Here is a 23,180-nt window from a genome sequence, read left to right as displayed (position 1 = left end):
TCCTAAATAACCATTTCTTAAAATTGGCTTAACACGAACTGAAGGTCTTCTCAATAATTTTGTGACAAGGTTTTAACTAGGTAACATAAAGAAGAAAAACATGGAAAATCTTGTAAAACGATACTATAATAAAGTATATACTTATGTCTTAAGTAAGGTAGAATCAGAGGTCCAGGCCAAGGATATCATCCAGGATGTATTCCTGAACTTCTTAAAAGTCAATTCGAGGATTGAAGAAATAAAAAACCCGGATGCTTACTTAATGTCTATGGCAAAAAATGCCATTATCAAAAACAGTAAAACCATTAAAACCATTGAAATCTCGACATTACATGACAGTATGGACCATCTGACATCAAACATTCCCAGTTTCGAAGGGAAATTCGAAGCCAAAGATCTTCATGAAAAACTGGAAGAATTTGTAACACAGCTGCCCAATAGGCAAAGAGAAGTTTTTGAATTGAGCCGAAAAAAGGGATTATCCCACCATGAAATAGCGGAAAAACTAAATTTATCTTCGCATACGGTTAATAATCACCTGGTACAGGCATTAAAAACAATACGCAAGAGATATACCGTATTGATATAGTCTTTCGATTGCTTAAAAAAACCGTATTCGCACGGCAATTATTTCCCTTCTTCAGGTTTGGGGAATTGCCTCATAGGGCTATACCTGGGATAGGAATCAAATATTTCAGGTTCACTCCCTGTGATGCGGGGATCTTTAAATTTTTCAAGCTCGGACTTTAATACATTCAATAAAGTCTCCTGATGCTTCTTATATTTTTTTACACCGTAAAGGTTTGTCAGGTTGGAGGGATCCTTCTTAACATTAAACAATTCAAATTCAGGTCTCTTGGCTACGGCCCAGTCAAAGTACCTGGAAAACTCAGGATCTTCTCTATTCTCTACTATAAAAGACTTAGAAGGACAGGCATCAATATCTGTAAATGCCCATTCCGAATGATGTTCACCACTTTCATCGATTCCATATAAAGGATACAGTTCTTTTCGATTAGTCCCCGGTACTATTCTTTGAGGTGCACCTGCAGGCCATCTGTCAGGTTTCATATTCCAGATTAACAAATAATCACCTTTGCGGATCGCCCTTTGCGGGTACCCCCAATTCTTGTACCTCGAGGATGAATGTCTTTCCCTACTATAGATGGAATATCCTCTCTTATTTTTTACTCTATTTTCATTGTGGGATTCCAGCAAAGTAACCAGGCTTTGCCCTGAAATAGCTTTCATATTCCCTTTTTCCGTTTGGGTTAATTCCAATACAGTAGGGGCTATATCAATAAAACTTACTGGAGTTTTAACTTTTCTACCGCCTGGAAATTCTTTCGGGAAACGAATCGCCATAGGCACATGAGCACCGTAATCATAGGCATTCGCTTTGGCCCGTGGGAAAGGCATACCGTTATCAGCGGTAACAATGATAATAGTATTTTCCAACTCTCCAATTTCTTCCAAGTAGTTGACCATTCTTTGCAAATGAAGATCAAACCATTCTATCTCAACGGCATAATCTAGAATATCTCCCCGGATCACTTCGTCATCCGGCATAAATTCAGGCACATCTACACTGGACAAATTTTTTCCTCTCCTTTTCCATGAATCTTTTTCGTATGACCTGTGAGGTTCTGATGCTCCATACCAAAAGAAAAAAGGTTCCCCGTTTTCTCTTTTCTGAAGGAAAGCTTTAAAATTTTCAAAATAATTGAGGTTCCTGATCTTGGAAGCAAATCTTTCATCCTCCGGGCTACCCTCTTCGTATTGTATTTCATTGTATACCGTACCTGCCGCATTTGTTGACCGCAAAGGAGAGTCACCGTATTCAAAAGGGCCTACTCCCTTTCCCGTATACCCGGTATGGTATCCATTTTTTTCCACTTCATCGACAAATGGAACATACTTCTCGAACCACCCGGCTGCATGTTGACCCGCTTGTTCATTTTGCCAATGGTACCTGCCCGTGACTATTGAACTTCGGGATGGGGCACAACCGGGGGATCCGGCATAACAATTTTCGAAGTAAATACCTTCACTCGCTATTCTGTCAAAACCAGGCGTAGAAACCCATTTCGCGCCTGCATAACTCGTATGGCCATGGGTTTGATCATCGCTGATAGCAAAAAGGATATTGGGCCTATTATCCATATCCTGAGAAAAACCCGAAACCAATGTATTCAGCAGAAAAATTACAAAAATAATAGAAACCGGTATTTGATTCAACATATCTTATATTCGTCGTTTGATCTAAATATAAGAACATCAATAAATATTTCTATTATAAGGTGAAATTAATTTACAGAAGAAGTTCCCTGACTATTCTATACCTATTATACTTTTAACTCTATAGAGTTGATAAACAAGAGACAAGCGTAAGTAAGTTTTTAATTCCAGGTAAAAACCTACACGGTCCAGTTATGTTATCATCGATTGGATTCTACTCCATACCTCTTTATTTACAGGTATCCCCTTTTGAGTATTTTCCTGCCGGGTTTTATACGTTCTTTCTCCGGGATAATACGTTGCCTTACTTTCAGGATCTCTGGGAACATGGTGTACAAAATTTTCTATCTCACTTAGCAGGGACTCATATATTGAAGAAGTATTTAATCGACCGGGATCTACACATATAAAAACTTGCGACAATCCGGTTTCCAACGGCTCACTGGAAATTTTAGCGGTAGAATAACCATTTGATAATACCGTAGCCAACATGTCCAGTACAATTGCCAGGGCAGATCCCTTCCAATATCCCACTGGTAGGCCTTTCATCGTCTTTTCTATCTCCTCGGGATTTTTGGTTAATTCACCTTTTTCATTCCATCCTCCCGGGAAAGGTAGCATTTGATTATCATTTTTATAGCTTTCAATTTTTCCGAAGGAAAATTGAGAAAGGGACATATCCAGTACAATATGTTTCGGCGAACGGGGCATAGCAATCACCATAGGATTATTCCCGATTCTATTCTCTGTCCCACCCCAGGGGGGCATATTGGCAATCGTATTAGTAAATCCAATAAAAATACATCCTTTTTCCGCAGCTTGCCATCCATATGTCCCTCCCCGCATCCAATGATTGGTATTCCTTAACGCCACCAAACCTATTCCTTCTTTTTTTGCAATTGAGATTGCCCGATCCGTAGATTTCATGGCATTCCATACACCTGAACCATATTTTCCGTCCCATCGCTCAATGGCTCCAACAGATTGCACTAACTCAGGTTCTACATCCATTTTAACTACTCCCTTTTGCACATATTCAATAAATAATGGAAACCTATTAAGTCCGTGGGAATAAATTCCATCTCTACTACTTTCTGTATGGATTCGGGCAATTTCCTTAGCTTTTTCATGAAAAAAACCGGATATCGTTAAAATCCTATATAGGGTACTATATATTTTTTCGAAAGGAATTCGAATGTCAGCCATAGGTATTGTTAATACAAAAATTATTTATAAAGAGTTTCTAACCATAAGAATTACAAAAAACCAATTTCATTCTAAGTCCATAGAATCATCCTTCATCTCATCCTCTATTACTTTCCAGATTGTTGTCAATTTTTCAGAAGATATTTTTTCATCTTGCGATTCAATAGATAAAACAATAGATTTTGCGATTCTCACCTTTTTCTTGTTTTCAGGATCATGGGTTATCCATTCATTCCAGGAAAAGGATTCTTCCTTTCCCGTCCTGACCCATTGAACAAAATCTGTATTTTGAATTAAATCGTAAAGAGTAAATTTTCTCTTCATAGATTTCAGAGTTTAGCATTACAATCTATTAAAAAGTTCTTTAAGGTAATAATCCCTAGTCTTATCATTGTATATTAAATAACAATCACTTTCACCACTTTGCATAATACTCCTGCACATTCCACTGCCACTTTTACTATTGTCGTGTATTCTTTCAAGGTAACAATGCCCCAGTTCATGAAATATGACATACTCCCGTTCCATATCATTTGCTCCGTCCCAGTATTCGCGATCAATTGTTATTCTTCGGGGATGATTTTTACTAAAACTGCAATTCCCAATTCTATTACTGTCAAGATCACTAATTATCCCATAAATATTCTTTCCTGCCACATCAAATTCCAATCCGAAGAAGGAGGCTTCTGTCTCAAATCGATCAAAATATTCTTGAATAGCCGGGTCGGTAGGTGCATTATTATGTAAATTATATTCACTCAATGAACAAGTAATAAATATAACAGGCATAAACAAAAAACACAAATATTTGAGAAAAATAGTAACTGTAATAGAAATATTCAAAGTGAGGAAATTTTATGTTTGCCCGTTAATCATTTTAATTTATTCTATTGTCTATTATTTATTAGACACATCTATTGAGGAATTGTACCCTATGACTTTATTGAAAAAATGAAATGAATAATACAAGGACACTGAGATCCCTGAGATTTTTTAAAGCCTTAGAAAGTAAATTTCGAGACGATTGGTATTTTATACCCATTATTTGTTCGATCTCTTCGTAATCCATACCTTCAAAATACATTAAATAGACGATTTCTTTTTGTCGGGTACTGAGTTGCGTAATTGTTTTCCGAACCTTATCTATTAGTTTTTTATCCCCCTCAGTATTATGAAAAAACCTATTGTTAATATTAAAACCAGGATCAAAAAATCCCGAATCATTTTCCTCCAAGGATTTCCATTCAGGTCTATAATTCATCTTCCTGTATATCTTTCTTCGAATCGCCGTAAACATATAAGATTTGATGTGAAATACTTCTGGCAATGTTTTCCTCTTTTCCCAGCAATGAATAAAAATCTCCTGAAGGGCATCTTCAACAACAGGTCGGTCCTTACAAATTTTATATCCATATTGTAGAATGACTTTGGCATAATTATCATATATTTTTTTCATTGCGTTTTTGTCACCAGCACACAATTGCTTCCATAGGTCAATATCGCGCATGTCTTTGTTAATTTTCAATTTAAACTCTTCACAAAGTGCTTTAACACAATGTATTAAACCATAGAAAATTAAAACGGCTACAATATTTCGACAGTACATAAAGTCTCTTAATTAATATTGTTAAAATATTTTTATTTCGGTTACAATCAGTCATTTCATGTTTTAACGGTATGAAACATTATTCTAAATCAAAAATTTCATACCATGCTCAAAAAATTTTCAAGCTTATCAGTACTTGCTTTGTCTTTTGTCGTACTATGTTTTTTCATTTCATCGTGTGAAAAAGACCCATTGAATGAATTCATGGATCAGGATTTAAGAAAAAACAAATCAAAATTGGTCGACTCTTCCTTTTCAATTGACGAACTTTTTGATTCTACTTTTCAATTGGAAGATGTCATTAATACGGATGGGAAAGGTACCTGGCATAGAGGAATTCCAATTGGTCTATTCCGGCAATGCTTCGAATTAGTTCCTCCAATAACACTTACCTACCCGGACAGTACACAAGTCACATATGATGGGGTCACCGAACTAAAAAAAGATCTAAAATTGCATTTCGATGAATCCGAAGTGATCCCTGAGGTTATGTATCCTATTACTCTAAGACACAAGGACGGTACTTTGCAGGAAATACCTGACCAGGAAACATTAATTAATACCGTTACAGCATGTTTACCTTTTGGATTTATTAATAAGATATTCAATAATGGAAAAGGAAACGGAGGTATTGGCAACGGAAAAGGTAACAGTAAATAAAACTCCTGACGTGCATTATTTTATTCCTAATTTTCCTATGGCTTGCGGAATAATAATATAAATAATTTATTTACTGGATTAATGCCGGATAGTAATATCAAATAGCTTATATGGTGCAGCATAAACTTGAAATGGATTTTCTGTGAAAGTGAGTTAAAAAACGTAGTCATCCCGTATGCTTACGGGAAGACAAGGATTTTTAACGATACAATCTCAGATAACCTATTCAATTTAAATAGCATTTTATAGACTTTTTGATATAAGTTTGACAAAAGAAAAAACTATCCGGTTTTTTAATCTTAAGCTGATGTAAATATAGGATTTAGACTTCTTGAAAAAAGTAAAAATCAGCATGAAAATGGTGATTACGGAGTAGTTCGATAAGAATTATTTGAAGGAAGATAGTTCCTGCTTTCTAGTGGTAATAGTAAGTCTAAATCATTCATTCCATCACAAGCATGAAAAGTGTAAACTCCCTCCCCCTTTCTTTATCCTGATAATAATCACAGGATGGTGCCAGCAAATGGCAGGAATGGCATGAACGCCAGTAACGGGTAAATCTTGTCAAGCCACCTTCCTCTTGATCAGAAATTAATTTGTCGGGCAAAGTTTTTTATTTTCGATCAGGATGAATACCCCATTCATATCGTCTATTTTTATCAAAATGCGGGTTGGGTTCCGGAAATTCCGCCTTTACATCCTTTTGCCAGTTTTTTAACAGGGATAGTAATTCTTGCTTTTTATCCGGGTATAAATCAGAAAGATCATTTCCTTCACTGATATCATACTTCAAATTGTATAGATATGTTTTTCTATTCACCAAATTCTCAATCAGTTTCCAATTCCCTTTCCGCACAGCCCCTGCAGGTTCTCCATGATGATATACCGGATAATGCCAAAAAATACTCCTTTGGTCATCACCATTTCCCGGCCCAAATTCAGGTAAAAGTGATTTGCCATCCAGGATTTGATCTGAAGGTAATGGAGCATCCACCAGGTCTAATAGCGTAGGAAAAAAATCTACACTGCTTACCAGCGCTTCACTTTTCGTACCTGGACGAATTTTATCCGGCCATTTAACTATCAACGGTTCGCGAATACCTCCTTCATAAACTGTTCCCTTTTCAGATCTCAATGGGGCATTTGAAGAAGCGATATATTTTAAAGGGTTGTCTCTGTAAATATCTTCCTTTGACTTCGCAACCAGTGGGATTCTGTCAAAACGACTTATTAATCCGCCATTATCCGAAAAGAAAATCACAACGGTATTATCGTTCAGGCCTTCCGTTTTTAATTTTTCCACTACCGTCGCCACGCTGCGGTCAATGTGCTCTATCATGGCAGCATAAATGGCATTACACGGATAACCATCTACTTTTTCTTTATCCAGGTATTTATTAATCAGGTCGTTATCTGCATCCAACTGGACATGTACGTCGTAATGCGCAAGAAATAGAAAGAACGGATTGGCTTTATTTGTTTCAATAAAATCCGTTCCAAAGTGGGTGATTCGGTCAGAAAGTCGCTCATTTGCATATTCTTCCCGGTCAGGAGTCACCCGGCTGTTGTAGTAACCTTGCACAATATTTGCATCATCAAATCCCTGTGATGCCGGGTGGTGATCCGCATCATTCCCTAAATGCCATTTTCCAAAATATCCAGTTGCGTATCCGGCGTCTTTCATGGCTTCACCAATGGTGTAAATATTTTGGGGTAAATACTGAGTTCGATTTTTGGGTACAATAACCTCTTCGTATGGTCGCCAATGGCCTGTAATAAAGTCCGTAATTCCTACCCTTGCCGGGTATTGACCTGAAATAATACTTGCACGGGTGGGTGAACAAACCGGAGCAGCTGCATATGCATTCGTAAAAGTCATACCCTCCTCTGCCAAACGTTCGATATTGGGTGCTTCATTGAATTCATTACCGTAAACCGGTAAATCAGCCCACCCCAGGTCGTCTGCCAGGATAAAGACTACGTTGGGCCGGGAATCCTGGCTGTAAACACAAAGTGTGGATAGAACTAAAACTAATATACTAATAAGTACTTTTCCTTTCATGGTTTTAATTTTATTGCGAATTTGCTTACACCCTTTCAGGGCTCAAGAATGTATTCTTACCGCAAGTCGATGGGCTACACCCATCGTTACCGGATTACGCCCTCTTCGGGGCTTTTAGTTGTATATATACCATTTTCTTCGATGGCCAGCACCCATTGTTATCAGATCATGTCACCTTCGGGCCTTCTTCGGCTACCTGATCATTTGCACCAAAACTGGTTACAGGCCATACGGTACGAACTCGTGGCTTACTCCTGAACTCCACATTTCTTCATCTCATACCTTATCGGGCGCCCTTCCCCCAGTTCGGGGCAGATGTGCTTGTATCCAAAAACTATTACCTCTTTAACAATTTCCCTTTACTCCTACTATACAACACATAAGCACAGACATAGTCCTGACCCCATTAGGACCCTTTTAGGAAAAGACTGATATCATACAACGTAGGGTGCAGCCTTACAATAATCTCAGCCCTGAAAGGGCGATATTATAAAACGTAGGGTGCAAGCTACGAAAAGACAAGGCCACTAATCAGAGCCCTGAAAGGGCACAAGCCAATTCATATATTTTTTCTTCTTAATCAAAAATACAAATTACAAAAAAATTCCTACTCCACCTTCAATACCCCTTGCATAATCCGCCAGTGCCCTGGGAAAGTACAGATAAATGGATACATGCCCTTTTCTTTCGGTGCGGTAAATTTCAACCGGTACGTCGCTCCGGGATTCACCAACGGAGAAGAATACAGGATTTCTTCCATTTCAGGGACATACCCTTTTTCCTGGGCATCCGGCTGGCTTACCATTTTATCAGCGGCCATGCCCACCTTGTCCGTAGTCCCGGGCTTCAAGATCAATATATTGTGCAACATTATGTCATTATTCTTGAATACAATAGCAACAGGTTGCCCAGACTGAACCGTAATCTCGGCTTTATCATACTTCATCTGCCCCTGAAGCACACCCAGTTCGACAACCTGCGTATCTACCGCTGTTCTTGCAATACCTTCGGTTCTATAATCCTTTCCCTGTAATTGAAGGCTACCAATCATTAATCCTAAAACAATTATAAGTCCTCTCATTTCCTGTCTTTATCTAAAAATTAACTTATTTCAACCTATTTAACGAGCCCCTTGAATCGGTTTAGCTCTTCCTTTACTCCCCTCACCTTCCGGGATTTCTACTTTAAATTCGTTAGCCTCCGGCCCCTCCAAAATAACGATCACCTCATAAATACCTTCTTCCAGCTCTGTTCGTACCCCTGCTGAAGCCATATCAAGTTTTTGCCCGGCCATCCATACTTCCCTTACCGTTGCCCCCGAAAAATAGACTTCTACATTACCTGCACTCAACACTTCCATTCTAAACCGAAGAACCTTCTGCCCTGCTTCTGTATCATACCTTTTAACTTCTTCCAGCGGAAGTCCGCCTGATACCTTGCTATAAATGGGTGTCCAATTATATTCTCCAGGCTGCTGTGCTACTACAGACCAACCATTACTATTAATTTCTTTTTCCTCAGCTTCATCCAGTGTCAATGCCTCCCAATATCGTATGTAATTGTTTGTTGGAACCCTAAAGTCGCCTGGCTCTCCGATCTTCGACAAAAAACCTATTAAGTCTACAAATTCCTCGCGAGACAATCGGCTCGTTAACCCCGGTGGCATCAAGGAACCCGGTACATTTTGATGCGTATTAATTTGATACTTGGGAACCGACACTTCATTCCCCGCTACGTCCCGCAACACTAATTCAGCCTCCGTCTCCCGAACTTTATACCCCATCACGACGTTCCCATTTTTCTTGATGACCTGGTTGAGTTCATACCCGTCCTTTATTTCATTGCCCGGTTTCAATACACTACTAATTATGTAATCTGTAGGTGCATTCGCCCCCAAACTACTCAAATCCGTACCCAGTTTACCTCCGGCACCCCCGATTGAGTGGCAACTGGCACATCCCAATTCCCGGTACACAAGTTCACCTCGGGATGCATCTCCGTACGCTTTTACATCCAATTCCAACCGATCCGCCTCCCGTTCATTTAATTCCTGCGGCATCGTCGGTTTTGCCAATGTAAAATCCCCTTTTTTCAACAAACCTGTCAATGCCATAATATCCGGATTTTCTTTCCGGCGGTTTGACATAGAGCCAATGGCTTCCAATCCCACTTTGGAAACCAGATCGGGAACTTCTCCTACGGACAATGCTTCCACCAATTTTTTTAAGCCGTTTTCATTCCAATAAAAGGAAGACAATATTTCCTTTATTTTTCCTTCATCTTCAAGATCAGCAAGAAGGGACACCGCACTTTTAGCTGCCTGCTGCGCATCCATAGGAATTAATTGATGAATAGCCGCCATTTGCAAATCAAGTTTCTGTCCCGATTTCGTAAATTCGATAAGAAGATTTTCACTCTCTTCGTCTGCTAAACGGGCTATGGCAGTTACCCCCGATTGGATCTTATCTACATTATCACTTTCGGCCCATTCGATAAATACAGGTCTGAATTGGCTCAATTTCCAAAGACTTGCCAGGGTGATAGCTTTATCTTCAATTAAAAAATCCCCCTGTTGGAATAAGGTTTTAATCTCGGAGTATTCTACATCCGGCTTCACATCGCGCTGCTCCGCTGCTGCTATTAAAACATCGAGATATTCATCTATTTTCCCCTCATCAGAAAACATTTTATGGAATATAACAGACAGGTCTTCCGGACTCCCGTACTTAATAATAGCTGCATGGACATCCGGTGTATAATCCTCCGGAACCCGGTTTTCACTATACATTTTCACCAAATCCGAAATAGCTTCGACGTTCGAAATCGATTTAAGGGCATAGGCTGTTTTATGATCGTCACCAAAATATTCTTTTTCTTTTTGATACCTTTCGAACCAAATGGGCTCCAACTCCCGCAGGGTCTGCCACAAAGCAAAATCCAGGTATGGGTCCATGTCGTATTTCAGGACTTCTGTCGCCAATGCCGATCCCGCCGCATCCGAACTTTTCCGTAAAGCGATGACGGCTTCTAAGCGAACTACAGGGTCGGAATCGTTGACCGCTTTTTGAAGGTAATCCATACCTTTTGGATACTTTTCATATTGAAAGTATAATCCCCGAACAGCGGCCGCCCGAATTAAAGGTTCTGAAGCATTTAATAACTCTTCTAATACTTTTTCATTTTTTTTATCAAGTGAAGAATACACCCAAAACGCTTCTAATAAATACTGATGGTAATTTTCGTCACTAGATTTAAGACCTGCAATCCAATTTTCCAGGTCTTCAATAACCTCTTCAGCTCCTCTTTCCCGCAATATCCTTCGGGCCTGGTTTCGTGTCCATGCCTCCGGTTTCTGTAAATAATCCAATAATTCCCTGCTCGAGGCACTCCCCATATCGGGAACTTCAACCAATGGACTATCTTCTTTGGTAATCCGCCAGATACGTCCATTTTCCCTGTCGCGTCTAGGATCCCGAAAATCCACTTCGCCATGCTGAATAATCGGATTGTACCAGTCCGCCACATAGATCGCACCATCCGGTCCTTCCAGAATATCCACCGGACGAAAGGCCACATTATCCGAGTACAATATATCTTCTTCTTGTTTGGATACGTAACCACTTTCCAGTTTCTCCAGTGAAAACCGGTTGATTCGATTCGCCCGAAAATCATTCGTAATCAAACTCCCTTTCCAGGGACCCGGCATATGGCTCCCCGTGATAATATCCAGTCCACTATGTTTTGGTTGTCCGGGGTTCAGACCGCTGATAATCCGTTCCGCACCTGGAGCAGTCGCAAATGTGGCTCCCTGAAAGGCATAATTGATCCCTTCTCCACCGGCTCCATCGGTAAGAAACGATTGTCCGTATTTATTGAATTGCAATCCCCATGGGTTGATCAGTCCTCTGGCAAATATTTCCAGTTCCTTCGTTTCATTTCTGTAGCGCCATACGCCTCCACCTTCTAGTCGCCTAACTCCATATGGCGTCTCCACATGACTGTATATGTAAATAGATTGATTGAAAAATAAACTTCCGTCCGGCCCCCAGCGAAAGGTATGAATCAAGTGGTGCGTGTCTCCGGTTCCAAATCCCGATAGGATCACATGCCTTTCATCTGCCTTCCCATCGCCATCCGTATCTTTCAAATGTAATACCTCGGTGGAATTGGCCACGTATACCCCCCCGTCTCCCGGCAACACCGCCGTGGGAACTCGCAACCCCTCCGCAAAAACGATCGAGGTATCCGCCCGGCCATCATGATCCGTATCTTCCAATATATATACTTTTCCCGATGGCAAGGCTCCCGGCTTCGGCTGGGGATATTGATTGCTTCCTACCACCCACAACCGCCCTTGCTCATCCCAGTTCATCTGGATAGGCTTTTCAATCATCGGCTCTGAAGCAAACAGGTTTACTTCCAATCCTTCCGCCGGATACAAGGTACTTTTTTCGTATTCCGGATCCGAATCGGGTATGCTTTGTAATTGATCCTGGGCTGATAGTTGAAGGGTCAAAAACATACTTACCAACCACAATCCCAAGCGACTCTTTTCGACTACAACAGACACCCTTAAGGGGTGAATCCATTTTCGAATTATCGTTATTTCTTCCATTAGATTATTTAATTCTTGTAATTCGCAACGTTTCGGGCGCTCGATTTTTCTCCTGAAATATCTTCTCTTCCAACCGATCAATAAATATACTATTCACTGCCAATTCATAAGAGTTTTGCCCCTGTTCATACCGCCGAAATCCTACCAAATATGTACGATTTAAGGGTCGGTATTCCCAAAAATACAGGTCATTTATTTCCTTATACTTGGTTTGGATATCCCTGGCCATATCCATAGCCGGCCCCTGGCGAATAACGACTCCTTCAGTAAAGTCAGATGAGGTACAAGCCAACACATGCTCCCCATCAATAGACAAGTTATAAATTCCCTTTTTTAATCCTTCTACAATTATTCTCCTCTTCAATACATTCTCCCCCGCAACCATCACAGGATGCGCTTTCGATTGGAGATTTAAGTCAATTTCCGTTCGGTCTATTGTATTCATGAAGACTTCTACCCCACTTGACGATCCCACTTTCCCTTCTTTCGCATCAATCCTCAATTCCCATTCCGGCAGGGTATAACCCAACACTCCTAATATCCTTTCTCCCATCGTAAAATAGCCCTTGCCATTCAGATGAATCCCATCTGTAGTATATGCTTCATTCCCAAGTGATGACATTACAGAATATAAATCCACATATTTCTTATTGTACTTATCCGCAACTTCACGGATCCGGTTGGAGTATATTTCCAGATGGGTATTCCGATCCGTAACGTCAATAGGCAAATCCCGACCCACTACCTGAGGAATGGTGGACAAAACAATGGACTCAGCTCCCAAACTATCAATATCCGCTATCAACCGACCGAGATTTTTTCCAAATTCTTCCACTCCCGATTCCCCTTCATAGGCCTCCACTCCCCCATATCCAATAACCACAAGTGCCGGATCCAGTGTATCAATCTGTTGTATCAGCAATTCATATGGCTCAGGCGGACGTGAAATATAACTCCGTGCTTTCCCATCTGCCGTATCACCCGACCATCCAAGGTTCCGAAACGTCAGGTCTTTGCCCGGCCAGGCGCTCATAAACATCCATTCCAATATCCCATAGTTCCCCGCCTCTTCCAGCAGTGAATTCCCTACAAAAACAATCCGATCCGATTGAGAAAAATTGAATAAGTTATAAGAATTGGCATGCTGAACATTGCTTTGACCAGCCACTCCGGCCACAAAACAAAGTTGCACAAAAAACACTCCAAACCAATACTTTCTGACAAAACACAGACCTGACACCATTTTATTTTCATGTATTTAACAATCCGAAAATACAATATGGCAGGACAAAACTTTCATACCAATGCCTACTATATATAGGCAAAAAGTAAAAGAATTTAAAATATTAACTTTACTACTATTCTGCAAAAACAACAATTATACGTTAAAATATTTCTTATATGCGAGTAATTTCTCTATTTTTTTCTAAAACAATTAAGGCTAACAATCTATAGTACAATGCATTACCGTATAGTTCTTTTCATAACTCTATCATTGACGATCTGCACACATCTTTATACCCAGTCAGATAGTGCCGAATGGGCTCCTATCGGGACGACCTGGTATTACAATTTCAATAGCAGCAATGTTTATCCACAGGCAAACGCGTTGAAGATGGAGTCGATCAAAGATACTATGGTCAATGAAAAACCGGCGCGTATCATAGAGGGAACCATCTACTATCATAGTGGTGATACGCTTCATGCCCCGGATGTTTTCCCCGAAGGACGAATTATTCTTCACCAACAGGGCGATTCAATTTATTATCTAAGGGAAAATACATTCGAGCTTCTCTACGATTTTAGTCTGGAAGAGGGCGACACCATGAACATCGTTACTCCGGAACCTTATCGCCCAAATATAGAAAACGATACCATGATACAGGTTGTCATTGATTCTACCGGAGAAAGAGTACTAGATGGCGATACCCTGCGCACCCAAATAGTCAGCACTAATTATTCAAGATTTTATACCAGTTACCAGATGTACGGGGAAATTATTGAAAAAATAGGCAACCAAGAATTTCTACTACCAAACTATAACGGCGTTTGCGACGCCTATTGCCCTTTCTCGCTCCGCTGTTACCAGGATTCCACCATTTTTTAAAAGCGAGTGGATATTGCCTGCGATACGGCCTACCTGCTTTCTTCCTCTGAATCCGAACCTAAAGCGCCGGACATCCGGCTATACCCCAACCCGGTGCCGCAGGGATATGCACAGGTTTATATCGATGGAACCGAAAGCCATATACAGGAGACATGGGAATGGATGCTCAGGGATGTGCAGGGACGGACGCTATTTCACACTGACGAGATCCCGGGCGAATCTGCGCTAAGCTTACCCGCTGGCTTGTCGGCCGGAATGTACTTTATCGAAATACGATCCGGAAATGACCGGTTTGTCCGTAAGCTGGTGGTACAATAGCTATACCAGGAGCTCCAATTCCGCTTCACCGTGACCATCCGGGGTCGTATAAAAGGGCCTTTTCTCTATTATGTAATGCGTATCCTGTGGGATCCCCAAAGCGTGATACATCGTTTGGTGGATCCCGTCTATGCGGATCGGTTTTTCGATCGTCTTACAGGGCCGTTCCTCCGCCGTTTTTCCATACACATGCCCCCGCTTGATACCGCCTCCAAACATCAATATCGAACATCCGTCCGTAAAGTGGCGGTGCATCCCATAGTGTTTCAATTCCTGAATGACATCCGGTTGCTTGACTTGCTCCTTTACCGTTTTGTCCGGACGTCCCTCTACCATCATATCCCGACTGAATTCACTCGCTACGATCACCATGGTCCGATCCAAATGACCGCTTTCATCCAGGTCTTTGATTAATTGTGCTATCGGCTTGTCGATCATCTTTTTCATATCCTTCAATCGCGTGTGCCCGTTTTCATGCGTATCCCAGCCTTCAAACGGTATATACTCCGAGGAAACACTAATAAAACGCGCCCCCTGCTCCACCAATCGCTTCGCCATTAAACATCCCAGGCCAAACTTGCCCGTATTGTAGATATCATATTTTTCCTTTTTTTCTTTACTAAGGTCAAACGCTTGCGCCTCCGGGGATTTCAATAACCGGTACGCCTGTTCCATCGACGCTTTTAGCGACTCCTTTTGATAGTCACTCCCGTATTCACCCATTTTACTGGCACTAATCAGATCATTGTACAATTGGTTCCGCTTTTCAAAGCGTGTATTCGACATCCCTACCGGCGGACGTACACTGTCCAGGCCCGATGTCGGGTCCGGAATTGAAAACGGTCCGTATTCACTACCCAAAAATCCGGCACTGTGGTAGGCTTTTAATTCTTCCCCTTCCCCCACATCAAATCGCTGGCCAATATCGATAAACGCCGGGATGACCGGATTCTTCGGCCCCAACTCCTTCGCAATCCAGGAACCTATATGCGGTACCGTCACTGATTGCGGAGGCTCATAACATGTATGCCAATGATACTGGTGCCGGGTGTGGAGAATATGTCCCAGGTCCGCAGCCACATACGACCGGATCAACGTCCCCCGGTCCATAATCCCCCCAAGGGTCTCCAAACCCTCTGAAAATTCAATTCCATCCAGAACCGTAGGTTTCGACTTAAATGTACTCAACACATCATTCGCCTGCATCCCCTTGCTAAACGGCGTATACCGCTTCGGATCAAAGGTCTCCGTATGCGCCATGCCCCCGGCCATATACAACAATATTACCGCATCAGCACTCGATTGTATACTCGGCTTACTACATGAACTCAATAGCCCCGAAAGAGGAGCTCCCATCGCCATGGTCCCTAAAGCAGCCCTGCTCATCTGTTGTAAAAATTCTCTCCGCTTGATTTCCGCACTCATCTTATCTTTTTTTAAAATCTTATCATTTTTTGCCATGTTAATATCCCCCGCTGGCGGGGGTGGTCTTTGGCCGGGGGTGGATATTTCATACACCCCTTACAATAACGTAAATTCGACAAATAATTATTTCTTTCATTATTTGCTTCATATGTTTTTGTCTATCAAATACTTGTCATTGTAAAACACAACATAAAAAGCAAATAGAACTTCTCAATCCACCCCCCTAATCCCCTGCCAGTGGGGGACAGCAATATTACTCCCGTCGAAAGTCCGTTTTAAAATATGAGTATCATCATTACATTTTAATAAATCAACTGAAATTCCGGATGCAATACCATCGCCCAGAAAAAATCCTGAACCTTCCCCGTATCCGGATTAGTCCCCAGAGCCTCAACCGCTATCTTCAACTCTTCAGCATTGGGCTTCCGGCCCAATGCTTTCGCATATGTTGCTGCAACGATTTTTTCACTCGATGAGTGATTCGACACCCACTTCTCTGCACCTTCCTTCAATCGCATATTCAACCGCTCACCGTTTGTTAACTCCAACGCTTCCAACAAACTCGCCTCCGATGTCCGGTCCGTAGCCACTACTTCACGATTGGGACGACCCAATGCCGTCAAAAAAGAATTATTCGCTACCAGTGACGCACGTGTATAGAAAGGAGGTAACGTATCCGTCTTATTTTCACCATAAGGGTTGTACTTTATTTCGTTGTAATCATACACGGGGTAAAACACCTGGCTGACCGCATCTGAAAACTGCTCCGCTGTAACCCGTCTTCTTACCATTCCTTTAAATACAAAATCTTCGGCTTTTAAGTCCGCCGGATCCGCGATCTCTACTGTCGGCATTTGATAAATACGGGAAGTAACGATTTGGAATATCAAGTCCTTCAAATCCGAACCCTTTTCTTCAAAATCAACCGCCAGCCAATCCAGCAAATCTTGACTCCAGGGAAGATTATCCATCTCATCCACAGGTTCAATTATTCCTCGTCCCATCAACTGGGCCCAATACCGATTCACGATTGTCCGGTATAACCTGCCGTTTTCCGGTTGTACCAAACGCTCCGACAATTGTTCCATCTTTTTCTTTCGCGTTGCCGTACTATCAATCGCCCCCAACTCTTCCCACATAATCCGTGTCCCTGCATACTTCCCTATCGGCTTATCACAACGGTTGATCTCTAGTGTGGAGTCCGCAAAAATATTAGCAAAGGCATATGCATCTTCCAATTTCCAATCACTGATAAAACTGTCGTGGCAGGAAGCACATTTCAAATTAAGTCCCAACATTACTTGGGCAACATTCTGGGCCGCCTGCATTTCCGTGCGCTGACTCGCATTCACCGTCCCTCGCCATTGGATCCCTGCAATAAATCCACGCGATTCTTCGCTCGGACTGAGCAATTCCTTTACCATCGCATCATACGATTTATTTTCCTCCAATGCCCTATACAACCATTCCGTAATACTGAAACGTCCCTTCGTTATATATCCTGTACCCGTATAATCATTACGTAAAATGTCATTCCAGAATGATAGCCAGTGCAAGGTATAATCCGCATCCCGGGACAACAATTCTAGCACTTTCTTTTTCCGTTTTTCAGGATCGTCATCCCTGGCAAAGGATTCAATCTCTTCCGGTTCCGGAAGTAACCCGACAATATCCAAATAGATCCGCTTCAGGTAGGTCTTGTCGTCTACTACATCTCTCCACTCAATTCCATGTTCCCGGAAATACGCATCTACCCAAACATCCACTTTGTTTTCAAAATTACGGCTATCCACCGGTACATTCGGTTCTCTCGGGGCTAAATCCGCCACCCGGAATATACCCTGGCCTTCTGCTCCCTCAGGCCATATAGCCCCGTTTTGAATCCACAACGCAATCAATGATTTTTCTTCTTCTGATAATAATTTCCCTTTACTCGGCATCACATCGTCGTGGCCTTCAGGCAAATTAATTCTGCGAACGATATCGCTATTTTCCGGATCCCCGGGAATCAATATTTCTCCATTCTCCCCACCTTTAAAAACAAATTCTTTTTCATCCAATCGCAATTCCCCCTCCATCTTATCCGAACTGTGACACTTATAACACTTATGGGCAAATACCGCCCGCACATTATTTAATAATTTAAGCTTCGACTCCATCGAAACCTCTCCTTCACCCTGAAATTCTGACAGATTCAAATTCTCATCCATGGCAAGGACTTCTTCGTTCGCCCAGGGAGTAACTGAACGTAAATAATCCGAACCGTGGGTTACTGAAGCGCCGAAATGACCTGCCAGTGTCACCCCAATCGCAGTCCCAAAAAGTAACGACCGATACAATAACACCAGGTTCCGATTTTGTTCCTTTATCTGCCATACGGTCCACAGGGTAGCCACACTTAATACCCCCGTAGCAATGCCCAACCACTGATGGAGGTTCAACAAACTGCCACTGATCTCATCATAAGACTTCAATAACAAACCAAACACAATAGATACTATCGAAAAACCCACCCCGGCATAAAGCATCGTATTGATGGCTGTACGATACTTTGATTCATAATTTTTCAGGGAATACAATTCCAGTACCGCAGCCAGAAGAATAAAACTGATGGGAAAATGGACTACCATCGGATGAAACCGACCCAACATATGGAAAAACCAAAAGCCTACATTATCCTTCTCGCCTAATTCCTGACCAAATACCAATTCCGGAAGGAGATTTATGAGAAAAATAAAAACCACTAAAATTACTACAAAACTTTTCTTCCCTCTTGACATAATCAATTTTCTATATTGACACTAGTGCATCAACCACCAGGTTTTGATATAATATCTCGATCCGATTATCAAATTATTTCAAATTTCATATAAAAATATCACAATCATAATAAAAGGACCAATATTATTTTACATCATCTATTATACTACGAGGCAAACTATATATTTACCTACAAATACCTACATGGGTCTTTAGCTATTAAACGGGATACATTTCATAAAAAATCCAAATCGTATCAATTTTTTACCATTTTTCTCACTGAAACCATTTAAAAACAAATTGTTAAACGACATCACTGCAGTAATAGGAAATAACTGTACTCAATGGAAAATCATCCTTTCTTTTCCTAGGGACAAGAACAGAATTATAAAGTGGCTAATAATAAAACTCACCTGTATTCTCTATAAACGCAAGACAAAAAGGTTGCCCAAGATGATTATTTGCTAATCCACAATCATTCAGGGGTAGCAAGAAATTTAAACGAAAGTTGTCCCCCGAACGTAACAAATTACTAAAAAGATATTTTATTTAAAGGTCGCTAATGCTTTATTTGAATATTTATAATTCCTTCCTATTTTTCGCTATAAACATAATTGAATCTACCGCCTGGCATAGTATCACCATTTACATAGAAATCCATAATATTGCCAATATCCTGCATATTATCATTCCATTTAAATTCAAAATCCAGTTGATTGTCCTCAACTCCTAATATTTCTCTATCTATTTCAATTTCCAGAGATTGGTCATTGAGAACATACTTTCCTACTCCCACTTTTTTCCACTCCCACCTTCCGGCAATATTCTTTTCAATAACTACTTCCTTCGCTCCGGGTTGAGTTCGATTGATAATATAATCATACCCTTCCCATCCCGTTGATTTATTGCGATCAATATCAATCATTAACATCATCCAATTCCGGTCTGAGCTGGGAGATATATTATTTCCAGTCTCAACGTAGAAGTATAGATTTTCATCGTCCCGGGCTACTTTTGCTCCCATTAAGTCATTCCTTCCGGTTCGGTTTACATAATATTCATCGTACCTCCCACGGTGGTCACGGTCAAAAGTATTTCCTTTGTAATGTTTAAAATACGGTTTTACATAATCCCACTCACCGCTTTTACCTAGATCGATGGATTTAGAACCAGAAATCTCCTTAGGTTCAGGCAATCCTTTAAACTTTCTGATGTTATTTATGAGCTGATAATAGTAGACATCCCCTTTGTCGCCCCACCCTTTGTTCGGTTCTATATCGCGACTCCTCTCCCAATCAAATTGATCGACAAATGAAAAAGGATCTCCGGTCCACCCATGCTCTGGCAACCACTGACCGGCAATAAATTCATTCCATCCCGTAATCCATACCAATTCAGGATCCAGTTCAAAGGCCCGGTCCCACTGCTCCTGAAAATTCCAACCGTATAAATAACTATCAACACGCGGATCGACTCCCTTTCTCTTTGTATAGCTTCGGCCATAAGAACCGGGCAAATTAAACGCGCTACAATGGCCATTCGTTTCAGGACTTGCATTTTGAGCTATCCCCACAGTAACTTCTTCGTAACCTCCGTTTTCCTTTTTGACGTATCCGTGTTGGGGATAATTTTCCAACCACCCCCATTGATCCGGTCTTTGAGGTCCGTCCACATAATCAGGCTGCCCCGGTCTAAAAGTGAAAAATTCAGCAATTTCCTGATCCTGATCAGAATCAGTCAGGTTATCAGGATATCCCATAATACAGGGTTTCCCTTTCCAGTAAAACCAAAGATTTTCATACCTTCCCGGTTGATAGACATCCCTGTACAATTGTCTCAAAGAAACTAAAGAATGAGGAGCCGGCCCGAAAGGCAAAAGAAATGCTATTTTTGGCACATCCACTCCGTCTTTTTGGGCCTGAGTCCACGTTTTCATCAGTGCCTCATATGAATCTTCCCAGGTTAGACTACCATTCGTGCAATCAAAAAATACAACATCGACACCCGCATCAGCCAACATTTCCGCGTGTTTGCGTAAAACCCATGGATCCGTAGTTTTATAATACCCCAACAATGGCTCTTCCCAATAAAAAAATCCGGGTTTTTTATTTCCCCATGCCGGATGATTATAATCATTCATTGCTTCCGGATGCTCGCGTACAATCTGTGTAATATTTTTCACCTGGTAAGTAGTATCATCATCTCCCTGATGCCAGGTCCAGTAAAACATGGCAATATATTTATCCTGCCTTTTATCACCAGCTCCTTCATACCCTACAAGCGATCTTCCTAATGCATCGGTTGCCGGAAGGCCATTCCCATAATTTATTTCAACATCCTGCGCTATACACACAGAACAAAACAAGATCAAAAATACAACTACTTTAAACATTGTGTTTTATTTATTGGTAAGCACTATCATTAGATAGGCCAAAAATTATTATTCTTCAGCAATAAAAGTAAACCGCCCTCCGGGGGCAACATCACCATTTAAATACCAATCCAAAGGATCCGAATCATTCTGCATATTATCCGACCATTTAAATTCAAGATTCACTTTTCCATCCGACTGTAAATCGGACTTGCAAATAGTAATCATCAATTCATCTCCTTTTACCAGATTCTTTACAATAGCTGATTGCTCCCATTTCCCATTCGTAAAAAACTCCAATACATTGCCCGAAACGACTCGATAGTCAAATCCTTGCCATCCGGTATCAGGTTTACGATCTATATTGAGATATAAATTCATCCAGTTTTTATCTTCCTGCGGTGTAATATTATCGGTAGCCCGTATGTAAAAGAATAAAGCTTTCTTACTATGTGCTATTTTGGCAACTTCTAAATCATTCCTACCTGTAAAATTGGTATAATTCGTTTTCGGCGAAGATTGAGCTCCCGGATGATTTCTCGGTTTTGTTTCACCTACATAATCCCTGAATTCTACATTTACCTTTCTCCAATCCTCAAAATTGGAAATATTAGGTACCATTGCCAATTCCGGATTCTTTTCAATTCCCTTATATTTTCTTATATTATTAACCAACTGCATGTAAAAATGATCTTTAATACCGGCAGTTCGAGTAGGTTCTATGTCCCTGCTGTATTCCGGGTTGGCCTGATCACAAAACCAGGAGTGCTCGGGATTGTCGTCATGGCTTTCAAACTTGCCGGCAATCCACTCATTCCACCCGGTCACAAAAACATAAGGGACATCCTGGTTCAAAGCGTAATCCCATTGTTCCTGAAAATTCAATCCCCATATTATATCTTCCGCTGGATTTCCGGGATCATCGTTACTATAACTCCTTCCCCAATTATCTTCATTCCCATAAAAAGCTGATCCTCCCATACCTGCCATTGGATTGGGGTGTTGCGCTACCGAAACATTTATAATTTCAGGTTCTTCGTTGTGATTGTAATGCACTTCCTGTGGACGGTGAAAATCAATCCACGGCCAACCATTCGTTTTACGGGGTTCTGTCGGCCATTGGGATTCCCGAATAGTAAAAAATTCCCCATACTCAGTACCTTTAGCCTCACTAGAATGTCCCAATATAAGGGGCTTTCCTTCTACATAATACCAACAATCAGGATGCCGGAAAGGTGCATCGCTTTTATACATCTTATCATAAATCTCTTGCATCGTCTCGCCAGAAGCTGTATTGGTATAAAATACAATCCTGGGAGGTTTTTTTCCCTGGGCACGGATAGCATTCATAGCACTCATCAATACATCTGCACGGTCTGCATACGTTAATCGATTGGTAGCATCAATCACTACAAAATCAACACCCGCATCCGTTAATAATTGCATGCTTCTCAAATGGACCCAATAATCATCCGCCCGATAATAACCATAAATGGGTTCACCCCAATAATACATTCCTCCCCCACCCCAGGCAGGATGGTCAAAATCATTCAACACTTCAGGGTTATTAGGGACAATTTTACTGAGATCCCACTTCTCGGGTGAAGTGCCGTCTCCATGCCATAAAAAATAGAACATCCCCACTTGCTTATCTTCTTTGGGATCACCTGCTTGTTCATTTTGTACCAAAACCCTACCCAAGCCATCTGAACCGGCCAACGGCTGTGAAAATGATAGATAGCTAAATAAAGACAATAGTAAAACAATCTGATATTTTAATACATTCATACTACAAATTATAATTTACTCAGA

Annotated in this window: 17 protein-coding genes; 4 read left to right on the top strand and 13 right to left on the bottom strand. The window is 41.1% G+C overall.

Going from position 1 to position 23,180, the window contains the following annotated elements; genetic code table 11:
- Positions 1-100 precede the first annotated feature (100 nt).
- A complete protein-coding gene (locus tag LVD47_RS11695; protein ID WP_236976128.1) occupies positions 101-589 on the top strand; it encodes an RNA polymerase sigma factor in 489 nt (162 codons plus the stop codon).
- A gap of 38 nt (positions 590-627) precedes the next feature.
- Here LVD47_RS11695 and LVD47_RS11690 read toward each other — a convergent pair whose 3' ends face one another.
- The 5 genes from LVD47_RS11690 to LVD47_RS11670 all read right to left on the bottom strand — a co-directional run bounded on the left by LVD47_RS11690 (position 628) and on the right by LVD47_RS11670 (position 4,951).
- Positions 628-2,241: a sulfatase family protein gene (locus LVD47_RS11690; RefSeq protein ID WP_236976126.1), complete on the bottom strand. Its 1,614-nt coding sequence runs from the start codon at positions 2,239-2,241 to the stop codon at positions 628-630.
- 189 nt (positions 2,242-2,430) lie between these two features.
- Positions 2,431-3,444 (bottom strand): 3-dehydro-L-gulonate 2-dehydrogenase, encoded by a 1,014-nt coding sequence (yiaK, locus tag LVD47_RS11685; RefSeq protein ID WP_236976124.1) that lies wholly within the window; start codon positions 3,442-3,444, stop codon positions 2,431-2,433.
- Positions 3,445-3,510: 66 nt separating this feature from the next.
- Positions 3,511-3,768 (bottom strand): hypothetical protein, encoded by a 258-nt coding sequence (locus LVD47_RS11680; RefSeq protein ID WP_236976122.1) that lies wholly within the window; start codon positions 3,766-3,768, stop codon positions 3,511-3,513.
- Between the two features lie 18 nt (positions 3,769-3,786).
- Entirely contained in the window at positions 3,787-4,287 is a 501-nt protein-coding gene (locus LVD47_RS11675) for a putative metallopeptidase (protein WP_236976120.1), read from the bottom strand.
- Positions 4,288-4,384: 97 nt separating this feature from the next.
- Positions 4,385-4,951 carry an RNA polymerase sigma factor gene (locus LVD47_RS11670; protein ID WP_236976119.1) on the bottom strand — a complete coding sequence of 189 codons (567 nt, stop codon included), beginning with the start codon at positions 4,949-4,951 and terminating at the stop codon, positions 4,385-4,387.
- Positions 4,952-5,155: 204 nt separating this feature from the next.
- Here LVD47_RS11670 and LVD47_RS11665 point away from each other — a divergent pair, with 204 nt between their 5' ends.
- A complete protein-coding gene (locus tag LVD47_RS11665; RefSeq protein ID WP_236976118.1) occupies positions 5,156-5,710 on the top strand; it encodes a hypothetical protein in 555 nt (184 codons plus the stop codon).
- Between the two features lie 613 nt (positions 5,711-6,323).
- Here the strand turns inward: LVD47_RS11665 and LVD47_RS11660 are convergent.
- The 4 genes from LVD47_RS11660 to LVD47_RS11645 form a co-directional block, all read right to left on the bottom strand.
- Positions 6,324-7,772 carry a sulfatase gene (locus tag LVD47_RS11660; protein WP_236976117.1) on the bottom strand — a complete coding sequence of 483 codons (1,449 nt, stop codon included), beginning with the start codon at positions 7,770-7,772 and terminating at the stop codon, positions 6,324-6,326.
- Positions 7,773-8,379: 607 nt separating this feature from the next.
- Positions 8,380-8,853 (bottom strand): plastocyanin/azurin family copper-binding protein, encoded by a 474-nt coding sequence (locus LVD47_RS11655; RefSeq protein ID WP_236976116.1) that lies wholly within the window; start codon positions 8,851-8,853, stop codon positions 8,380-8,382.
- 39 nt (positions 8,854-8,892) lie between these two features.
- Entirely contained in the window at positions 8,893-12,387 is a 3,495-nt protein-coding gene (locus LVD47_RS11650; protein ID WP_236976114.1) for a PVC-type heme-binding CxxCH protein, read from the bottom strand.
- 4 nt (positions 12,388-12,391) lie between these two features.
- Entirely contained in the window at positions 12,392-13,630 is a 1,239-nt protein-coding gene (locus tag LVD47_RS11645) for a GDSL-type esterase/lipase family protein (protein WP_236976112.1), read from the bottom strand.
- A gap of 216 nt (positions 13,631-13,846) precedes the next feature.
- Here LVD47_RS11645 and LVD47_RS11640 point away from each other — a divergent pair, with 216 nt between their 5' ends.
- Together LVD47_RS11640 and LVD47_RS11635 are read left to right on the top strand one after the other, a co-directional pair.
- Complete coding sequence (locus LVD47_RS11640; RefSeq protein WP_236976110.1) at positions 13,847-14,494, top strand: hypothetical protein; 648 nt, start codon at positions 13,847-13,849, stop codon at positions 14,492-14,494.
- A gap of 6 nt (positions 14,495-14,500) precedes the next feature.
- The gene (locus LVD47_RS11635) at positions 14,501-14,812 is read left to right on the top strand and encodes a T9SS type A sorting domain-containing protein (RefSeq protein WP_369427779.1); all 312 of its coding nucleotides are present in this window, start codon (positions 14,501-14,503) and stop codon (positions 14,810-14,812) included.
- Here the strand turns inward: LVD47_RS11635 and LVD47_RS11630 are convergent, their stop codons facing one another.
- From LVD47_RS11630 to LVD47_RS11615, 4 genes are all read right to left on the bottom strand, one after another.
- The gene (locus LVD47_RS11630) at positions 14,813-16,237 is read right to left on the bottom strand and encodes a DUF1501 domain-containing protein (protein ID WP_236976106.1); all 1,425 of its coding nucleotides are present in this window, start codon (positions 16,235-16,237) and stop codon (positions 14,813-14,815) included.
- 302 nt (positions 16,238-16,539) lie between these two features.
- Complete coding sequence (locus tag LVD47_RS11625) at positions 16,540-19,017, bottom strand: DUF1549 domain-containing protein (RefSeq protein ID WP_236976104.1); 2,478 nt, start codon at positions 19,015-19,017, stop codon at positions 16,540-16,542.
- A 572-nt stretch (positions 19,018-19,589) separates the two neighbouring features.
- Positions 19,590-21,389 (bottom strand): hypothetical protein, encoded by a 1,800-nt coding sequence (locus LVD47_RS11620; protein ID WP_236976097.1) that lies wholly within the window; start codon positions 21,387-21,389, stop codon positions 19,590-19,592.
- Positions 21,390-21,437: 48 nt separating this feature from the next.
- A complete protein-coding gene (locus LVD47_RS11615; RefSeq protein ID WP_236976095.1) occupies positions 21,438-23,156 on the bottom strand; it encodes a hypothetical protein in 1,719 nt (572 codons plus the stop codon).
- Between the last annotated feature and the right edge of the window lie 24 nt (positions 23,157-23,180).

This window comes from Membranihabitans maritimus, assembly GCF_021729145.1.
Taxonomy (GTDB): Bacteria; Bacteroidota; Bacteroidia; order Chitinophagales; family Saprospiraceae; genus Membranihabitans; species Membranihabitans maritimus.
The sequence above is the reverse complement of the archived record's forward strand: the minus strand, read 5'-3'. Positions and strand labels throughout refer to the sequence as shown.